This window comes from Actinoplanes sp. NPDC049118 (assembly GCF_040648555.1).
Taxonomy (GTDB): domain Bacteria; phylum Actinomycetota; class Actinomycetes; order Mycobacteriales; family Micromonosporaceae; genus Actinoplanes.
Genome location: NZ_JBEZDY010000004.1, coordinates 322,648 through 340,307 on the forward strand (window position 1 = coordinate 322,648; position 17,660 = coordinate 340,307).

Consider the following 17,660-nt stretch of genomic DNA (forward strand, 5'->3'; position numbering starts at 1 on the left):
GTCGTCCACGGCTCAGGAGTTGGGGCGCTTGCCGTGGTTCGCCGCGCTCTTCTTCCTGGCCTTCTTCTTGCGAGACTTCTTCGCCATGTCGATCTCCGTTTCGTCCTCGCGTCCAACTCGCCGATGGTAGACGGCGTCGGAACGACGCCCCGGCACGCCCCATATGCCCGCACGGCGCCACCATGATTGGATACCGTTCACCCGAGTAGCGCCGACTAGGAGGACTTCACCATGGCCGACGAGATCCGAGCCGAGATGGTGGCCAATGTGTGGAAGGTCGTCGCCGCTGCCGGTGCCGAGGTCGAGGAGGGTGACACCCTGGTGATCCTCGAGTCCATGAAGATGGAGATCCCCGTGCTCGCGGAGTCCGACGGCGTCGTGGCTCAGCTCGCGGTCAACGAGGGCGACGTGGTCCAGGAAGGCGACCTGATCGCCGTCATCGAGTAGTGCGGCCCGACAGCCAGCGCCGGAGGCGTACGCCGAGTCGGCGCTGGCGCGGCACCAGCGGCACTGCGAAGTCCTCCTCCGCACGCACGACGGCCGAGGCCCGCTCCCGGACGTCCGGCCCGAGGTCGGGGGTCGCCAGCGCCAGGTGCGCCACCGACCAGGCGATCGGGTGCTGTGCGCCCGCGATCTCGTCGAGCCGGCGCGTCACCAGCGCGGCCACGTCGGCCCGCGCGTCCGGCTCGACCCAGGCGCTCGTGACCAGGGCGAAGAGCGCCGCTTCGGTGATCTGATCGGTGCCGCCGACGGCGAGCTCGACGAGCATCCGGCGACGGGCCGACCGGGCCCAGGGCTCGTCCGTGCGGTGGTGCAGCAGCCCCAGGCAGGCCCACACCTGCGCGCAGCGCGCCCAGAGCTCCGGGTCGTGGGTGGCCAGCGCCCGGCCGACCTCGTTGTCCGGCGCCGGCGGCGGGCCGGCGATGAGCGCCAGCAGATCCTCCGGCTCGACCAGCACGAGCCCCAGCGCCGCGTCGTAGGCGGCCGGCGGGTGCGGCCACAACGGGTGCGCGATCCGGTGCAGCCGCTGCACGGCCAGCTCGCTCGGCCGCCCGGCGACGAACGGTTCCCGGGCCGGATCCGTGGTCATGGTCGGCGCGGTCGGCACCCGGCTCAGCCACGGCTGGTCGGCGCAGCAGTCGGCCAGGTCGGTGTGCTCGTGGGTGGCGTCGGGGTGGTCGCGCTGGAAGTCGGCGAGCTGGACCAGGTGCGCCAGGTCGCCGTCGGCGCGGTAGCGCAGCCGGTGCGCGGTGTGCACCGCGCAGTCGAACTCCGGGTCCTTGGCCAGCGCCCGGTCGGCCCAGGCCAGCGCGTCGTCGAGGCGGCCGTGGTCGGCCAGGGTGCCGGCGATGTCCGCGTAGACGGAGAGGTCCTCGGGGTCGTACATGACCGCGCGGCGCAGGGCGGCCAGGCACTCGGGGATGCGGTCGGCGCTGCGGTAGGCGTAGCCGAGCCAGATCTCCGACAGCTTGGACGGCCGGAGCCGGGCGCCGCGTACCGCCCACTCGACGGCAAGCTTCGCCTCGCCGAGCCGGCGTGCCAGCGCGGAACCCGCGCCGAGCAGCATGGCCTGCTCGGGGTGCGCGTCGACGGCGTGCCGTACCAGCGTCAGGTAGGGCCGTAGGGCGTCGCGCCCGGCCTCGGGCGCGGGGTCGCCGATGGCGGTGCAGAGCTGCATGACGATCTGGGCCAGCAGCCCGGGCTCCATCCGGACGCCCAGCTCGGGGGCGATGACCCAGGGCACGCCCGCCCAGTCGACGCCGGGCGTGTGCCCGCTTGCGGCGACCAGCAAAGGCAGGCCGTCCTCGGGGCGGCCCGCGGCGGCGAGCAGGTGCGCCCGGGCGACGACGGTGCCCACGAACGCGTGCTGCTCGAGCGGGAAGAGCTCCAGGCCCCCGTCGGCGCGGGCGGCGAGGCGGCTGAGCAGCTCGTGCGTCTCCGGCAGGGTCGGCGCGTGCGCGATCGCGCCAGCCAGGTGATCGGCGGCGTGGTGCATCTCACCGCGTTCGAGTGCCGCCCGGGCCTGCTCGAGGTCGCGGTCGGCGGAACGCCGGGAATCATCCATGACCACGCCTTTCCTGCGTGGCACGCCGTGTGCCACCGACGCGAGCCTAGGCGACGAATCTCGATATGTCAGGCCGCGAGTTGTGCGCACCCATGCTCGAAACGTTGCGATTCACGGCGCTAGCGTGCAAGACTGCGCATGAAATGAGCGGGAGTGCGCACGAGAGGACGGTTCAGTGACTCAGCGAGGCCAGGGCATGGCGGACGACATCGCAGAGCAGCCGGAGGGTTACGCACGGCTGCTGGAGGGGGAGCCCGCCAAGGCGATCGCGGACGTCGCGGCCCAGGTGGCCGAACGGCGCCCCCGGCACGCCGTCTTCGTCGGGCGGGGCACGTCCGATCACGCGGCTCTCTACGCCGCGTACCTGACCGAGATCCGGCTGGGCATCCCGGTGGGCCTCGCGTCGCCCAGCGCGATCACCCTCTACGGAGCGCGGCCCGACCTCGCCGGCGCCCTGGTCGTCGGCGTCAGCCAGAGCGGCGGCTCGCCGGACCTCACCGAGGTGCTCAAGGTCGCCCGCGAGAGCGGCGCGCTGACCCTCGCGGTGACCAACAACCCCGCCTCCACCCTCGCGCAGACCGCCGAGCTCGCCATCGACGTGGCCGCCGGGCACGAGCGTGCCGTCGCCGCCACCAAGACCTACACGGCCGAGTTGCTCGCGCTGCTCCTGCTCGTCGAGGGCATCCGCAACGGCGACGGCACGCTGCCCGCCGACGAGCGGGCCGCGCTGGAGAAGCTGCCGCGACTGGCCGAGGAGACGCTCGCCGACCACGGCACGGACGACCTCGCCCAGCGCTACCGCTTCGCGTCGCGCCTGGTCACCACCGGCCGGGGATACGCGTACCCGACCGCGCGGGAGACCGCGCTCAAGCTCATGGAGACCTCCTACCTGCCGGCGCTGGCCTTCTCGGGAGCGGACCTGCTGCACGGGCCGCTCGCCATGGCCGACCCCGACGTGCCCGTGCTGGCGGTCGTCGGCGCGGGGCCCGGCGGGCGGTCGATGACCGACGTGGTCACCCGCCTCGGGGAGCGTCGCGCCGACGTCGTGACGGTCGGTGCCGCCGACATCCCCGGCGCGTCCGGCCGGCTGTCCGTACCGGCCGTCGACGAGCGGTACGCCCCGTTGCTCGACATCCTGCCGCTGCAGCGGCTCGCGCTCGCCCTCGCGCTCGCCCGCGGCGAGGACCCGGACGCGCCGCGCGGCCTGAAGAAGATCACCTCGACGCTCTGATCATGGGAGTCCGCGCCGTGGGCATGGCACGCTTGTGCCGTGTCCACGCTGCGCGATCTCGCCGAAGAGCACACCGACCTCGGCCCACCCGACATCGACCACCTCACCAGGCTTGCCGGCGACTGGCAGCTGCTGTCCGACCTGTCCTTCGCCGACCTGCTGCTCTGGATCCCGATCCGGTCGGAGGGCGGGCCGCGCACGTTCCTCTGCGTGGCGCAGGTCCGCCCCAACACCTCCTCGACGGCGTACCAGGACGACCAGGTCGGCAAGATCGTCGGCGGCGCGGAGGTCGCCCACCTCGACATCGCGTACACACAGGGCCGGATCTGGCGCGAGGGCGACCCGGTCTGGTACGGCGACACCCCGGCCCGGCACGAGGCGATCCCGGTGCGGTTGCGCGGGCCGGACGAGAACATCGAGGTGATCGCGGTCATCGGCCGGGACACCAACCTGTCCACCGCGCGGACGCCCAGCCAGCTCGAGCTCAACTACCTGACCACCGCCGACGACCTGGCACAGATGGTCGCCGACGGCACCTTCCCGCCGCCGGCGCACCCGGGCGAGACCACCTCGGCGCCGCGCGTCGGTGACGGCCTGATCCGCCTCGACGCGGGCGGCAAGGTCACCTACGCGAGCCCGAACGCGCAGTCCGCGTACCGCCGGCTCGGCTTCAACGCCCACCTGGTCGGCGAGGAGCTCTCGGTGCTCTCCAGCCGGCTCGCCGCGGACCCGCTCGAGGGCACCGACGCGGCCGAGCGCATCCTCAGCGCCCTGCGCGGCGAGGCGCCGCCGCGCAAGGAGGTCGAGGCCCGGGGCGCGACGGTGCTGATGCGGGCGCTCCCGCTGATGCCGGCCGGAGTGCCGATCGGCGCGCTCGTGCTGGCCCGCGACGTCACCGAGGTCCGCCGCCGCGACCGCGCGCTGATGACCAAGGACGCGACGATCCGCGAGATCCACCACCGGGTCAAGAACAACCTCCAGACGGTCGCGGCGCTGCTGCGCCTGCAGGCCCGCCGGGTTGACGCCCCGGAGGCCCGGGTGGCCCTCGAGGAATCCGTACGCCGGGTCGCGTCGATCGCGCTGGTGCACGAGACGCTGTCGATGTCGAGCGACGAGGCGGTCGACTTCGACGGCATCGTCGACCGGGTCGCCACCGCCGCGACCGAGGTGGCCGCCACCGAGATCTCGGTGAAGATGCGCCGCGAGGGCACGTTCGGCGTGCTGCCGGCCGAGATCGCCACCTCGCTGGTGATGGTCCTCAACGAGTTGCTGATCAACGCGGTCGAGCACGGCTTCCCGGCGCCGGACGAGGACGCGCCGCCCGCCGAGCCCTCGCTGACCCCGCCGGCGCCGACCGGCGAGGTCGTGGTCTCCGCGCACCGGTTCCGCAAGCAGCTGCACGTCACGGTCGCCGACAACGGCCGGGGCCTGCCAGACGGCTTCGCCGCCGACGCCAGCGGACGGCTCGGCCTGCAGATCGTCCGGGCGCTGGCCACCGGCGAGCTGCGCGGCAGCATCGAGCTGCGCAACCGGGCCGGTGGCGGCACCGAGGCCGTCCTGGTGGTCCCGCTCGGCAAACGCTGACCGCCGCTACCCGCCGCGGGGCTCAGCCCCAGTCGGCGGAGCGGGTGACCACTCCCGGTCCCCAGTGCCGGTAGGCGGCGGTCGGCTCGTCCGGCTCCCCGACCGGCCGCGGCCGCCGCTCGAAGAGGACCAGCGTGAAGCCGTCCACCCGGACGCTCATCAGCCGGGTGAACGGCGCCAGTGCGTGCCGCTCCGCGTCCGTGAGCTGGTCGGTCTCCCCGGCCCGGCGGCCGGTCTCCAGGTTGTCCGCGCTGAGCGTCCACACCCGTGCCGTGCCGGACAGGCAGGTGTCCGGGGCCGGGCAGGTCGTCGCCCAGAGTGACGCGTTCCGGACCTGGTCCGACCACCGCAGCACGTCGTGCGGCAGGTCGTCGCCGAGGTAGTAGCGCAGGGCCGTGTCGGTGAACTGCCAGCCGCCGCGGGGCGCGTAGACGATCGCGTCGCCCGGCCGGGCGTTCGCCTCGACCATCGCGGCCGCCCGGCGGTAGTCGAAGCCCGAGTGCCCGCGGCGCATCTCCTCCTGGCTCGGCAGCCCGACCAGGCCGACGACCAGGACGACCGCGACCGCGTGCGGGGCGCGGAGGCCGGCCAGCGCGCGCCCGGCGACGGCGCAGAGCAGCGGCACGGTGAAGTAGAGGTAGCGGCCCACGAAGATCGGTGCGACGAGCTGATCCACCAGGTAGAGGGTGAGCACCGGGGCCACGGCGGCGATGAAGACCAGCGTCGCCCGGCGGTCCCGGTCGGCACGCAGCCCGAGCGCCGCCAGCGTGCAGACCGCGCCACCGACGATGCCGGAGATGAACATGTTGCCGGCGACGCCCGCGAGGTCCCCGGGTGTCGCCGCGACGAGCCAGTCCAGCTGGGTTTCGCGCTGGCCCAGGCCCAGCAGCGTGAACGGCAGCACGCCGGCGGCCGCCAGCAGCACCGCCGGCAGCCACCGCTGCAGGTGGCGCCGGTTCAGCACGGCCACGGCGAGGCCGTGCCCGAGGAGCAGCAGCAGCGCGATCTGGTGTGACCAGCCGAGCAGCAGGACGCTGACCGCGTACGCGGGCCACCACCGCGCCGGCCGGTCGAGGGCGCGCAGGAGCAGCAGGGTCGAGAGGGCCGCGAAGAGGCCGGCGAAGGCGTAGCCGCGGGCCTCCTGCGCGAAGCGCGAGGCGACGGGCATGACCGCGAACAGCAGCCCGGCGAGCAGGGCGGCCCGGGGGCCCCGCAGGCGCCGGGCCAGCAGCGCCACCACGGCGGTGGTCGCGGTGACGGCCAGCACCGACGGCATCCGCAGCGCGGTCACCGAGTCGCCGAACCAGCCGGACCAGACGTGTGCGAGCAGGTAGTAGGGCACGGTGACGCCGTCGATGTGCTGCCCGAGGGCGAAGATCTGCGGCACCGTCCGGGTCGCCGCGCTCCAGGTGGCGAGCTCGTCGCGCCACGGCTCCGGCCGCGCCATCCGGAAGCTCACGAGCAGCCCGGTCAGGACCGTCGGCACCAGCCAGCACAGCACCCGGCCGAGCCGGGGTGCGCGCGGCGTGGTGCGCGCCGGCTCGACCGCCGTCGGTGCCGGCGCGGTGGACGTGAGGGTCTGCACACGTCAAGGGTTAGCAGGTCCTCCTGTGCGCGGTGTGACGAACGCGGTGTCCGTCGCCACACTCCCGCAATCTGGACCGGGCTGGCCGAGAAGGGCATCGCGTGAGAGGCTTACCGGCATGACCGCTGCAGTTGACCGCCGCTTCGTGGCCCGGCGCCACGTGGACTACGGCCGTGTCCGCAGCGCGATGTGTCCGGCTTCCTGACGCCGCCCGACCTTCTGTTTCGGGCGCGCAAGACGCGCCGGCCTTCTCCAGACACTGATGTCGCGAGCCTTCCAAGGCGGCCGATCGCGTTCCGCGCGCTCACCACGGCTGAGATATCTGGAGGAACGCCGACATGGCGCTGGACAGCACCCCGGCCACCAAGCCCGCACCCGCACCCCGCAAGGCGCGCGGCGAAGGTCAGTGGGCGCTCGGACACCGCGAGCCGCTGAACCCGAACGAGCGGATCAAGAAGGACGACAACCCGCTCAACGTCCGGGCCCGGATCGAGAACATCTACGCCCACACCGGGTTCGCGGGCATCGACCCGCAGGACCTGCGCGGGCGTTTCCGCTGGTGGGGCCTCTACACCCAGCGCAAGGCCGGCATCGACGGCGGCCGCACGGCGGTGCTCGAGCCGCACGAGCTCGAGGACGAGTACTTCATGCTCCGCGTCCGCATCGACGGCGGCGCGCTGAACCTCGCGCAGCTGCGCACGATCGCGGAGATCTCCACCGAGTTCGGCCGGGACACCGCGGACATCACCGACCGGCAGAACATCCAGCTCCACTGGATCCGGGTCGAGGACATGCCGGAGATCTGGCGCCGGCTCGATGCGGTCGGCCTGCAGACCACCGAGGCGTGCGGCGACTGCCCGCGCATCGTCCTGGGCAGCCCCGTCGCCGGCGTCTCGACGGCGGAGGTCCTCGACCCCACCTCGGCGATCGACGAGATCCTCGAGCGCTACATCGGCGACCCGCGCTACTCCAACCTCCCGCGCAAGTTCAAGTCGTCGATCTCCTGGCTGGCGGACACGCCGTACCAGGTCAACGACATCTCCTTCCTCGGGGTCGAGCACCCGGTGCACGGGCCCGGCTTCGACCTCTGGGTCGGTGGCGGCCTGTCCACCAATCCGCGGCTGGCCGAGCGGCTCGGCGTCTGGGTGCCGCTGGAGGAGATCCCGGACGTCTGGGAGGCCGTCGTCGGCGTCTACCGCGACTACGGCTACCGCCGGCTGCGTACCCGGGCCCGGCTGAAGTTCCTGCTCGCCGACTGGGGCGTCGCCAAGTTCCGCGAGATCCTGGAGAAGGAGTACCTGGGCCGGGCGCTCCTCGACGGGCCGTCGGCCGAGCTGCCGGAGAAGCCGATCGACCACATCGGAGTGCACAAGCAGCGCGACGGACGTAACTACGTCGGCGCGGCCCCGGTCGTCGGCCGCTCCTCGGGTACGCAGCTGAGCAGCGTTGCCGACCTCGCGGCGGCACACGGCTCGGACCGGGTGCGGCTCACGCCGTACCAGAAGCTCCTGGTCCTGGATGTCGCCGACGACCAGGTGGAACCGCTGGTCGAGGGCCTGCGCGGGATCGGGCTCGAGGCCCGGCCGTCGGCCTGGCGCCGCGGCACGATGGCCTGCACGGGCATCGAGTACTGCAAGCTCGCGATCGTCGAGACCAAGGCCCGCGGCGAGGAACTGGTGGCCCGGCTCGAGGAGCAGCTGCGCGACTTCGACACCGACATCTCGATCCACATCAACGGCTGCCCCAACGCCTGCGCCCGCACCCAGGTCGCCGACATCGGCCTCAAGGGCATGTTGGTCATGAACGCGCACGGCGAGCAGGTCGAGGGCTTCCAGGTGCACCTCGGCGGCGGGCTCGGCATGGCGCAGGGCCAGACCGCCGGTTTCGGCCGCAAGCTGCGCGGTCTCAAGGCGACCGCCGAAGAGCTTCCGAGGTATGTGGAGCGTCTCGCCCGTAACTACATTGCGGGGCGCAGCGACGGCGAGTCCTTCGCCGACTGGGTGGTCCGTGCGGATGAGGAGCTGCTGAAATGAGCGACGCCAGATCGGCCCCGCTGTACTGCCCCTACTGCGGCGAAGAGGACCTGCGACCCAACGAGGCTTCACACGGCGCGTGGGAGTGCCACTCCTGCGCCCGAGTTTTCACGGTCAAGTTCAACGGACTGCTCGCCAAGGGAGTGAACCGATGACTGTGGTGACCGCCGTCGGCCTGGGACTGGTGTCCCTCGGGGCGCCCGCCGCCCCCGCCGACCCGACCCGCCGCCCGGCCGCCGAGCTCAAGGCGCTCGCGGACGCCGCCGGCGTCGCGCTCGAGGGCGCACCCGCCGAGGAGATCGCCCGCTGGGCGACCGACACGTTCGGCGACCGCTTCTGCGTCACCAGCTCGATGGCCGACGCGGTCGTCGCCCACCTGTTCTCCCGTGTCGCTCCCGGCGTCGACGTCGTCTTCCTCGACACCGGCCTGCACTTCCCGGAGACCCTCAAGGTCCGCGACACGGTCGCCCGCACGATGAACGTCAACGTCCGCTCGATCCGCCCCCGGAGGACGGTCGGCCAGCAGGACGGCGAGTTCGGGCCCCGGCTCTTCGCCCGCAGCCCGGACGAGTGCTGCTTCCTGCGCAAGGTCGAGCCGCTGGAGCGCGCGCTCGCCGACTACGACTCCTGGGCCACCGGCCTGCGCCGCGACGAGTCCCCGACCCGCGCGAACACCCCCGTGGTGGCGTTCGACGCGAAGAAGGGCAAGGTCAAGGTGAACCCCATCGCGACGTGGACCGAGGCGGACGTGGACCGCTACATCGCGCGGTGGAACGTGCCGGTCAACGAGCTCTTCAAGAAGGGGTACTCCTCGATCGGCTGCTGGCCCTGCACCCGGCGCACCAAGGCCGGCGAGGACCCACGCGCGGGCCGCTGGGCGATGTTCGAGAAGACCGAATGCGGCCTGCACGTCTAGCTGTCGTTCTGGTCGCACACGGCAGCCGCGATCCCCGCGCCGCCCAGGCCACGGAGTCGTTGGCCCGGGCGGTGGGTGCTGAGTACCCGCTGTGGGACGTCCGGGCGGCCTACCTGGACCACAGCGTGCCGCGGCCGCGGCAGGTGCTGGCCGACTTCGAGGCCCGCGGCCACGAGCGCGCGGTGCTGGTGCCGCTGCTGCTGACGGCGGCCTACCACGGCCGGGTGGACGTGCCGGGTGAGATCGCGGCGGCCCGGGCGGACGGCCTGGGCATGGACGTGGAACCGGCGGACGTCCTGGGCCCGCTCGACGGCCACGTTCCGCCGTTGCTGCTGGACGGCCTGGAGACCCGCCTGTTCGAGGCCGCCCCGGGCGGCCTGGACGCGGTCGTGCTCGCCGCGGCGGGCACCAGGGACGCGGGGGCGCGGGCGACGGTTGCCCGGGCCGCGGCGGCGCTGGGGGAGCGCCTGGGCGTGCCCTGCCGGGTCGCCTACGCCTCGGCCGCCTCGCCGCTCTCGGGCGACGCGGCGGCGGAGCTGCGTGCGCAGGGCCACAACCGGGTGGGCCTCGCGTCGTACTTCCTGGCGCCGGGGCTCCTCTATGACAACACGGTCCGGTCGGCCCGCGAGGCCGGTGTCACGGCCGTCGCCGAGCCCCTCACGGACGCGCCGGACCTGGTCCATCTCGTGGCCGGCCGGATCCGGGCCGCAGCGGCCCGCCTCGCCGCCGTTCGTCCTGTCGCCGCCCGCACCGCCTGATCAAGCCCTTCGGGGTGTGACGAGGATCCTGACGGGCGCGCGGGCCGGTGTGAGGCGGCTTCAGTCTTGACATCGGCCCGATCGTGGGGGCGCATCCCGCTGTTACAGCGTGTCATCCCGCGCCCGAACCGGCTGAGCGCTACCAGCGCGGGCCGTCGGTATCACCGTGACGACACAGAGTGACCGCGTGGCGCCGGCGGTACCGGCGGACGGTGAGCAGGCCCACTAATGGTGTCGGCGATAACGATGATTTCGAGATCATTTCGCGATGCCCGTGATCTTATTCATGCCGTGCGTCACCATTGCTCGGGGTAATCGATCCGAAACAGTGCATGATCGGACTCGGACATGAGCCCGGGCCCGGACAGCACGACGCCTCGGTGCCGAAGTGGCCCGAGGCGTGAATGCTGTGAGGGGATTGTTCAGGCGGTGGGAGCACTGACCCGAAGGCCACCGCGGCGCTTCACGGCACGCCGCTCGTCCTCGCTCATACCGCCCCAGACGCCGGCGTCCTGACCGGAATCGAGCGCCCAGGAGAGGCACGACTCGGTCACGGTGCACCGTCGGCACACGGCCTTGGCCTGCTCGACCTGCAGGAGTGCGGGGCCTGACGTCCCGATCGGGAAGAACAGCTCCGGGTCCTCGTCGCGGCAGATCGCATGGTGACGCCAGTCCATGGCGGCAACACTCCTTGTTTCGGATTGGGTAGAGAAAATGGTGCTACTTACTTTTATCTGCGTCCGCACTGGACCGACGGAGAGCGTCCGTCTGACTACCGGTGCGTGAGCAAGCTTTGTTCGTGAAGCCGTTCCGCGCCTTCTGGATTAGGAACGTGCGCGAGCGGCATCGGGTTACTTCTTATCGCTTGTGAATGCTTTCACGAACTCCCACGATGTCAAGGGTAGCGCTCGGAAATTCTCCGAGCGCGTGAGCTAACTCACGACCCCTTTGTCCGGTTCTGGGGCATGTCCCAGGACCCGCGGACGAACGCTCCCATCAATGTAGTACGGTACGCAGCCCCTTGCCGACCTTTTGCCCGTCTTTCTGTAACGGATCGTGAGGGCGGCCCGGGGAGGCCCCGCCAGATCCCTCAGCAGATCACACGCAGGGCTTCGGGGACGGACAGGAAGTGCACCTTCTGGCGCTCGCCCAGGTAGTCCCCGTCCAGCTGGAACGCCTGGGGGCGGCTGGCGATGACGGTGAACTCGGCCTGGTCGTGCAGGCGCAGCACGTGCTTGCCGTGCGGCTCCGCGTTGCGGGACACCATCTGGGTCACTGTCCGTGTCGTGCTTGTTATGTGCAGGTTACGGACGGCCAGCAGGTCGAGCCCGCGATCGAACGAGGCGTCGGGGTTGGGGTTGATCGCGCGGTCGCCGACGTATGTCCACGGTGCGGTGTTCTGGACGATGACCGTGCCCAGCCCCGTCTCCGGCTCCTCGCCGGGTCGCTCGATCGAGAGCGGCGGTGACCTGCGGTCCTCGCCGGAGAAGATAAGCCCGATCATCGAGCGGACGTAGAGCGACGGTGTCGACTTACGCCCGCGGAGCCGCGCCTGCTCGACCCGGCGCGTCACCGCGGCGTCCAGGCCAAGGCCGGCGGTGAAGGTGAAGTACCGGTCGTCCGCCCGGCCGAGCCCGATGACCCGGTGCCGTCCGGAGCGCAACCCGTCGAGGATCACACCGGTGCCCTCGACCCAGTCGCGGGGCAGCCCGAGCGCACGGGCGAAGACGTTTGTCGAGCCGCCCGGCACCACCGCCAGCGCCGGCAGCCGGAACGCCGGAGACGTGCCGCGGGCGGAGAGGCCGGCCTCCGCGGTCATCAGCCCGTTCACGGCCTCGTTGACCGTTCCGTCGCCGCCGAGGGTCGCCACCACGTCCACGCCGCTCTCGGCGGCCGCCCTGGCCAGCGCCGCCGCGTGGCCGCGCTTGCGGGTGTACTCGACCGTCAGGTCGACCTCGCTGCGCAGGGCCCGCACCAACACGTCGCGGCTGCGCTCATTCGTCGTGGTGGCTTTGGGATTGACCACCAGTAACGCTCGCATGGGCGGCACTGTACCTCTCAGGAGGGCGCTGAACTGGCCGGTATCGTACAGCGGTGACTCCCCGACAACTGGATTCCCCGGCGACGCTCGTCTGGGCGGTACGCCTGCTTTTCGCGGAGGCCGTCGCGCTCGTGGTGCTCACCGCGTACCTGCTGGTGCTGGACTTCACGGCCGACTCCAGCAGCATCGCGGTCGCGGTGGCGCTGACCGGATTCACCGCCGTCGGCGCGGTCGCCGTGCTCCTCATCGCCCGGGCGCTCGCGCGGCGCTCGTCGCACGCCCGCGGTCCCGCGATCGTCGTGCAGCTCTTCGTCATCGCCGCCGGCGGCTTCCTGCTGCAGACCGGAACGCCGTGGATCGGCGCGGCCATGATGGCCTTCGGCGTGGCGGTCGGGCTGCTCTGCGTCCTTCCGCCGACCACCCGCGCTCTCGGACTCGACTGAACGCCACTCCCCGTTCGCGTTTCAAGGCCTACTCTGAGTGGGCGGATCACGAGGGGGGTGAGGGTAGTGGCGGGATCGACGGTGCGTCCGCCGGCGTACCAGCTTCTTGCGGACGAGCTCCGTGACGAGATCACGTCGGGTCGCCTGCAGCCCGGCGAGCGCCTGCCTCCCGAGCCCGAGCTGTGCGTGCGCTCCGGCGTGAGCCGCAGCACCGTACGCGAGGCGTTACGCCTGCTCGCCAGCCAGCACCTCATCGTCACGACCCGGGGGGTCACGGGCGGTAGTTTCGTCGCGCATCCCGACGCCGACCAGCTGTCCGAGGCGCTCTCCACCGGGCTGACGCTGCTGAGCAACTCCGCCGAGGTCGGCCTCGCCGATCTGCTCGAGCTGCGCAGGGCGCTGGAGATCCCGGCCGCCGGGCTGGCCGCGATGCGGCGCACCGACGCCAACCTGGTCGAGCTGCGCAATGCGATGTTCGACCCCGACCTGGACGAGCTCGCCACGATGCTGACCGCGCACGCCGCGTTCCACGCCGCGGTGGCGTCGGCGACCGGCAATCCGCTCTTCGAGCTGGTCACCCGCCCGCTCTACCACGTCACCTACGGCGAGGAGGTCGTCGAGAGCCTGCCCGACGGCTACTGGGCGCGGGTCGACGCCGACCACCGCGAGCTGCTGACCTGCGTGAAGGGCCGGGACTCGGAGGCCGCGATGGACGTGGGCCGCCGGCACCTCGACTACATCGCGATGGCGAACGCGCGCTGAATCCGATCCGTGCGGGTCAGATCTCCGTGCGGGTCAGATCTCCGTGCGGCGGGTGAGCAGCCGGATGGTCGCGTGCCGGCCGGTCGCCTCCGCGGAGGCCGACGTCGTGAGCGCGGTCAGCACCTTCCAGGCGAACGAGGACTCGGACGGCAGCCGCGCACCGCGCACCGTCGACACCGTGACCTCGACCGTGAGGGCGTCGTCGGTGACGGCGAAGCGGCACTCGAGCTCCGCGCCGCGGGTGGCGATGGCCAGCAGCATCGCGCAGGCCTCGTCGACCGCGATCCGCAGGTCCTCGATCTCGTCGAGCGCGAAGTGCAGGCGCGCGGCGAGGCCGGCCGTGGCCGTGCGGAGCACGCCGAGGTAACCGCCGTCGGCGGGCACAGTCAGCAGCACGACGTCGTCACCGAACGCCGGCTCCGGATGCGTTGTCTGCAGCTGAGTCACCGACCCCATCCTCCCGATGGACGGAACTCTAGCCCCTGACGGGGGCGGAGCGCTCGGCGAGTCGCAGTAGCGCGGACCCGGTCAGCCGGTACGGCAGCCAGCCCTCGATCACGTTCGCCCCGATCGCAGCATAGAACTCCGCGGCCGGGTTCCAGTCCAGCATCACCCAGTCGAGGCGCCGGTAGCCGCGCGCCACGCACTCCGCCGCGAGCGCGGCGAGCAGGGCGCCACCCGCGCCGGCGCCGCGCGCCTGCGGGCGGACATAGAGGTCCTCCAGGTAGATGCCGTGGGTTCCTTCCCAGGTCGAGAAGTTGAGGTGCCACAGCGCGATGCCGTGCGGTACGTCGTCCGCGTCGACCGCGACGTGCCCGAAGAGGGCGGGCCGCGGGCCGAACAGGGCGGCCGCCAGCTGTTGCTCGGTGAGGTGACAGGAGTCGGCGGCGCGTTCGAAATCGGCGAGTTCGTGCACCATCGCGACAACGGCCGGCACATCGTCACGACGTGCCGGCCGGACCGTTGCGGGACTCACGCCTGCTTGGTCTCCCAGAAGATCTTGGAGATCTCCTCGATCTTGCCGAGCAGCTGCTCGGCGACCGCGGGATCCATCGAGCCCTTGGCGCCACCGGCGCCGGCGAGCTTGGTGGCCTCGTTGAAGAGCTGGTTCAGGTTCGGGTACTTCTCGAAGTGCGGCGCCTTGAAGTAGTCGGTCCAGAGCACCCACAGGTGGTGCTTGACCAGTTCGGCGCGCTGCTCCTTGATCAGGATGGCGCGGGTGCGGAACTCGGGGTCGGTGTTCGCCTGGTACTTCTCAGCGATGGCCTTCACCGACTCCGCCTCGATGCGTGCCTGCGCCGGGTCGTACACCCCACAGGGCAGGTCGCAGTGCGCGCTGACCATAGTGCGCGGCGTGAAAATACGCGGAAGTCGCATCAGGACCCCTTCATACGTTTGCGATGATCCGATGCTGACATTACCCCTTTCGGATCTGCCCACACTCGACGCGGGAGACATGCCATGAGTTGGCAGTTGCCGCTCTTCGCCGTACAGGTGCGAGGGCCCTCCATGGCACCCACCCTGCGGGCCGGGGACGCCCTGCTGGTGCGGCGATCGACCCGGCCCCGTCCGGGTGACGTCGTCGTCGCCCGTTTCCGGTCCCGGCCGGACCTGCTGATCGTGAAACGCGCACTACACGAGCGGGACGGTGGATGGTGGGTGCAGGGTGACAACGAGTTCGTAACGGACGACTCCCGAGCGTTCGGGGTGGCGGATGTCATCGGCTTGGTGGTGTTTCGCTACTGGCCGTGCCCCGGTCGGCTAAGTTAATCTCCAGTAACCGCAGCACACCGAAGTCTTGCGGTTGCTTTATCTCGGGCGACCCCCGCATCGCACGTCGGTCCGCGCAGACTCGCGCTTTTCGACCGGCTGGCACTCCGACGTTCCGATGCGTTGTCTGGAGCCCTCGTGTCTTTCTTCAGTTTCGAGCTCGACCCTGCCCTGGCCGCGGATCCCGTCTTTGACCTGCACAAGCGGGGCAAGATGGCCATCTCGTGCACCGTTCCGCTGTCCAGCCGCGACGACCTGTCGCTGGCATACACCCCCGGCGTCGCCCGGGTCTGCGAGGCGATCGCCGAATCCCCCGAACTCGCCGCGGACTACACCTGGGCCGGTAACACCGTCGCCGTGGTCACGGACGGCTCGGCCGTCCTGGGCCTCGGCAACATCGGCCCGAAAGCGGCGATGCCGGTCATGGAGGGCAAGGCCGTGCTGTTCAAGCAGTTCGGCGGCGTCGACGCCGTGCCGATCTGCCTCGACACCCAGGACGTCGAGGGCATCATCGCCGTGGTCAAGGCGCTCGGCCCGTCCTTCGGCGGCATCAACCTCGAGGACATCAGCGCACCCCGCTGCTTCGAGATCGAGCGCCGCCTCGACGAGGCGCTGGACATCCCGGTCTTCCACGACGACCAGCACGGCACCGCGATCGTCGTGCTCGCCGCGCTGCGTAACGCGGCCACCCTGCTCGGCCGCCGGTTCGCGGACCTGCGGGTGGTCATCAGCGGCGCCGGCGCGGCCGGGGTCGCGATCACGAACACGCTGATCACGGCCGGCATCCAGGGCGCGAACGTCATCGTCTGCGACTCGCGGGGCATCATCCACGCCGAGCGCCCCGGGCTTTCCGGCGCGAAGATCGAGCTGGCGCGGACGACCAACTACTCCGGGCGTACCGGTGGCATCAAGGAGGCGCTGATCGGCGCCGACGTGCTGATCGGGGTCTCCGGCGGGCAGATCGAGGAGAGCGCGCTGACCGGGATGGCGCCGGGCGGCATCATCTTCGCCCTGGCCAACCCGACGCCCGAGGTGCCGCCGGCCCTGGCGCACAAGTACGCTGCGATCGTCGCGACCGGGCGCAGCGACTTCCCCAACCAGATCAACAACGTGCTGGCGTTCCCGGGCATCTTCCGGGGCGCGCTGGACGCCCGCGCCACCCGGATCACCGAGGGCATGAAGGTCGCGGCGGCCGAGGCGATCGCCGAGGTCGTCGCGGACGAACTGCGCCCGGACGCGATCGTCCCCTCGGCGCTCGACCCGCGGGTCGCGCCCGCCGTTGCGGCGGCGGTCGCGCGTGCCGCCGAGCGTGACGGCGTCGCACGGTTTCGCCCCGCCCCGCCTCCGCCGGCGCCCTCCGCCGGACTGACCGTGCCCTCGCCGCTGATCCCGCCGGCCCCCGAGGTCGTGTCGGCGTCGCTGTAGCCGGGTCCTGACCCCCGTGATCCGGCGGGGCCGAGGCGCTCAATGTGCCTCGGCCCCGCCGGGTCCGGGGGTTTCGCTTTAAGCTGCCGGTATGCGTGCCGCCTATGCCAGTGCGACGAAGCCCGACGAGCCCCTTGCCGCGTTGACGGTCGGCGACCAGCCCGAGCCGTCCCCGCCCGACGGATGGGCGACGGTCGACGTGCGGGCGAGTTCGCTCAACCACCACGAGATCTGGTCGCTGCGCGGTGTCGGCCTGCCCGCCGACCGGCTGCCGATGATCCTCGGCTGCGATGCGTCCGGGGTGGACGCCGACGGCAACGAGATCGTCGTCTACCCGGTCATCGAGGACCCGCAGGACCCGCGCGGATTCTCGCTGCTCTCCGAGCGCTGGCCCGGGACGCTGGCCGAGCGGGTGGCGGTGCCGGCGGAGAACCTCGTGCCCAAGCCCGCGGGCATCTCGTTCCTGGACGCGGCGTGCCTGCCGACGGCGTGGCTGACCGCGTACCACATGCTCACGACCCGCGGCCGCGTCGCGGACGCCGAATCGGTGCTGGTGCAGGGCGCCGGCGGCGGGGTGGCGACGGCGGCGGTCATGCTCGGCGTCGCGCTCGGCAAGCGCGTGTACGCGACCAGCCGCGACGCCGCCAAGCGCGAGAAGGTCGCCGAACTCGGTGCCGTAGCGGTCGAACCCGGCGCCCGCCTCCCGGAACGGGTGGGCGTGGTGATCGAGTCGGTTGGCGCGCCGACGTTCGAGCACTCGCTGAAGTGTTCGGCGCCGGGCGCCCGCATCGTGGTCTGCGGGGCGACCGGTGGCCCGTTCCCTAAGGTCGACCTGCGCCGGGTCTTCATGATGCAGCTCGAGATCCTCGGCAGCACGATGGGCACGGCGGCGGAACTGGGCGCGCTGCTTGAGCTTTGCGTGGACCGCGGCATCCGCCCGGTGATCGACTCGACCTATGGCTTCTCGGCGGTCGGCGACGCGTTCGCCCGGCTGAACTCGGGCGAGGTCTTCGGCAAGGTGGCCGTCGACCACCTGCACTAGGGGTG

General features: G+C 71.7%; 18 protein-coding genes. 11 read left to right on the forward strand and 7 right to left on the reverse strand.

All coding sequences use genetic code 11. The annotated features are described in order from the left end of the window. The first annotated feature begins 231 nt into the window (after positions 1-231). Positions 232-447, forward strand: coding sequence for a biotin/lipoyl-binding carrier protein (locus AB0B58_RS08385; RefSeq protein WP_071808679.1), 216 nt, complete (start codon positions 232-234; stop codon positions 445-447). On the opposite strand, the gene AB0B58_RS08390 is transcribed toward AB0B58_RS08385, so the two are convergent. Continuing rightward, the gene (locus tag AB0B58_RS08390) at positions 437-2,065 is read right to left on the reverse strand and encodes a tetratricopeptide repeat protein (protein WP_360219578.1); all 1,629 of its coding nucleotides are present in this window, start codon (positions 2,063-2,065) and stop codon (positions 437-439) included. The two genes, AB0B58_RS08385 and AB0B58_RS08390, sit on opposite strands and share 11 nt — an antisense overlap. Before the next feature lie 196 nt (positions 2,066-2,261). Here AB0B58_RS08390 and AB0B58_RS08395 point away from each other — a divergent pair, with 196 nt between their 5' ends. Beyond that, positions 2,262-3,296, forward strand: coding sequence for an SIS domain-containing protein (locus tag AB0B58_RS08395; RefSeq protein WP_360219909.1), 1,035 nt, complete (start codon positions 2,262-2,264; stop codon positions 3,294-3,296). Between the two features lie 39 nt (positions 3,297-3,335). Further along, complete coding sequence (locus tag AB0B58_RS08400; protein ID WP_360219581.1) at positions 3,336-4,880, forward strand: histidine kinase N-terminal domain-containing protein; 1,545 nt, start codon at positions 3,336-3,338, stop codon at positions 4,878-4,880. Between the two features lie 22 nt (positions 4,881-4,902). On the opposite strand, the gene AB0B58_RS08405 is transcribed toward AB0B58_RS08400, so the two are convergent. After that, a complete protein-coding gene (locus AB0B58_RS08405; protein ID WP_360219584.1) occupies positions 4,903-6,465 on the reverse strand; it encodes a glycosyltransferase family 39 protein in 1,563 nt (520 codons plus the stop codon). Positions 6,466-6,803: 338 nt separating this feature from the next. Between AB0B58_RS08405 and AB0B58_RS08410 the strand changes: the two genes are divergently transcribed. The 3 genes from AB0B58_RS08410 (at position 6,804) to AB0B58_RS08420 (ending at position 10,172) form a co-directional block, all read left to right on the forward strand. Next, positions 6,804-8,498 (forward strand): nitrite/sulfite reductase, encoded by a 1,695-nt coding sequence (locus AB0B58_RS08410; protein ID WP_360219587.1) that lies wholly within the window; start codon positions 6,804-6,806, stop codon positions 8,496-8,498. Positions 8,499-8,649: 151 nt separating this feature from the next. Beyond that, the gene (locus tag AB0B58_RS08415; RefSeq protein WP_360219590.1) at positions 8,650-9,414 is read left to right on the forward strand and encodes a phosphoadenylyl-sulfate reductase; all 765 of its coding nucleotides are present in this window, start codon (positions 8,650-8,652) and stop codon (positions 9,412-9,414) included. Beyond that, positions 9,396-10,172, forward strand: a complete 777-nt coding sequence (locus AB0B58_RS08420) for a CbiX/SirB N-terminal domain-containing protein (protein WP_360219593.1) — start codon at positions 9,396-9,398, stop codon at positions 10,170-10,172. Before AB0B58_RS08415 ends, AB0B58_RS08420 begins: the two co-directional genes overlap by 19 nt. A gap of 422 nt (positions 10,173-10,594) precedes the next feature. On the opposite strand, the gene AB0B58_RS08425 is transcribed toward AB0B58_RS08420, so the two are convergent. Next, complete coding sequence (locus AB0B58_RS08425) at positions 10,595-10,849, reverse strand: WhiB family transcriptional regulator (protein ID WP_360219596.1); 255 nt, start codon at positions 10,847-10,849, stop codon at positions 10,595-10,597. 413 nt (positions 10,850-11,262) lie between these two features. Then, positions 11,263-12,213, reverse strand: a complete 951-nt coding sequence (locus AB0B58_RS08430) for a diacylglycerol kinase family protein (protein WP_360219599.1) — start codon at positions 12,211-12,213, stop codon at positions 11,263-11,265. 53 nt (positions 12,214-12,266) lie between these two features. Between AB0B58_RS08430 and AB0B58_RS08435 the strand changes: the two genes are divergently transcribed. Together AB0B58_RS08435 and AB0B58_RS08440 are read left to right on the forward strand one after the other, a co-directional pair. After that, positions 12,267-12,656 carry a hypothetical protein gene (locus AB0B58_RS08435; protein WP_360219602.1) on the forward strand — a complete coding sequence of 130 codons (390 nt, stop codon included), beginning with the start codon at positions 12,267-12,269 and terminating at the stop codon, positions 12,654-12,656. A 66-nt stretch (positions 12,657-12,722) separates the two neighbouring features. Continuing rightward, complete coding sequence (locus AB0B58_RS08440) at positions 12,723-13,418, forward strand: FCD domain-containing protein (protein ID WP_360219605.1); 696 nt, start codon at positions 12,723-12,725, stop codon at positions 13,416-13,418. A gap of 33 nt (positions 13,419-13,451) precedes the next feature. Here AB0B58_RS08440 and AB0B58_RS08445 read toward each other — a convergent pair whose 3' ends face one another. The 3 genes from AB0B58_RS08445 to sodN are packed head-to-tail and all read right to left on the reverse strand — an operon-like array spanning position 13,452 to position 14,795. Beyond that, the gene (locus AB0B58_RS08445) at positions 13,452-13,856 is read right to left on the reverse strand and encodes an ATP-binding protein (protein WP_233624529.1); all 405 of its coding nucleotides are present in this window, start codon (positions 13,854-13,856) and stop codon (positions 13,452-13,454) included. 37 nt (positions 13,857-13,893) lie between these two features. Continuing rightward, complete coding sequence (locus AB0B58_RS08450; protein ID WP_360219608.1) at positions 13,894-14,394, reverse strand: GNAT family N-acetyltransferase; 501 nt, start codon at positions 14,392-14,394, stop codon at positions 13,894-13,896. Beyond that, the gene (gene sodN / locus AB0B58_RS08455) at positions 14,391-14,795 is read right to left on the reverse strand and encodes a superoxide dismutase, Ni (protein WP_184989599.1); all 405 of its coding nucleotides are present in this window, start codon (positions 14,793-14,795) and stop codon (positions 14,391-14,393) included. Before sodN ends, AB0B58_RS08450 begins: the two co-directional genes overlap by 4 nt. Before the next feature lie 84 nt (positions 14,796-14,879). Here sodN and AB0B58_RS08460 point away from each other — a divergent pair, with 84 nt between their 5' ends. From AB0B58_RS08460 to AB0B58_RS08470, 3 genes are all read left to right on the forward strand, one after another. Beyond that, positions 14,880-15,188, forward strand: coding sequence for a S26 family signal peptidase (locus AB0B58_RS08460; protein WP_360219612.1), 309 nt, complete (start codon positions 14,880-14,882; stop codon positions 15,186-15,188). Between the two features lie 213 nt (positions 15,189-15,401). Beyond that, a complete protein-coding gene (locus tag AB0B58_RS08465; protein ID WP_360219913.1) occupies positions 15,402-16,613 on the forward strand; it encodes an NADP-dependent malic enzyme in 1,212 nt (403 codons plus the stop codon). Between the two features lie 91 nt (positions 16,614-16,704). Continuing rightward, positions 16,705-17,655 carry a zinc-binding dehydrogenase gene (locus AB0B58_RS08470; protein ID WP_360219615.1) on the forward strand — a complete coding sequence of 317 codons (951 nt, stop codon included), beginning with the start codon at positions 16,705-16,707 and terminating at the stop codon, positions 17,653-17,655. Positions 17,656-17,660 lie beyond the last annotated feature (5 nt).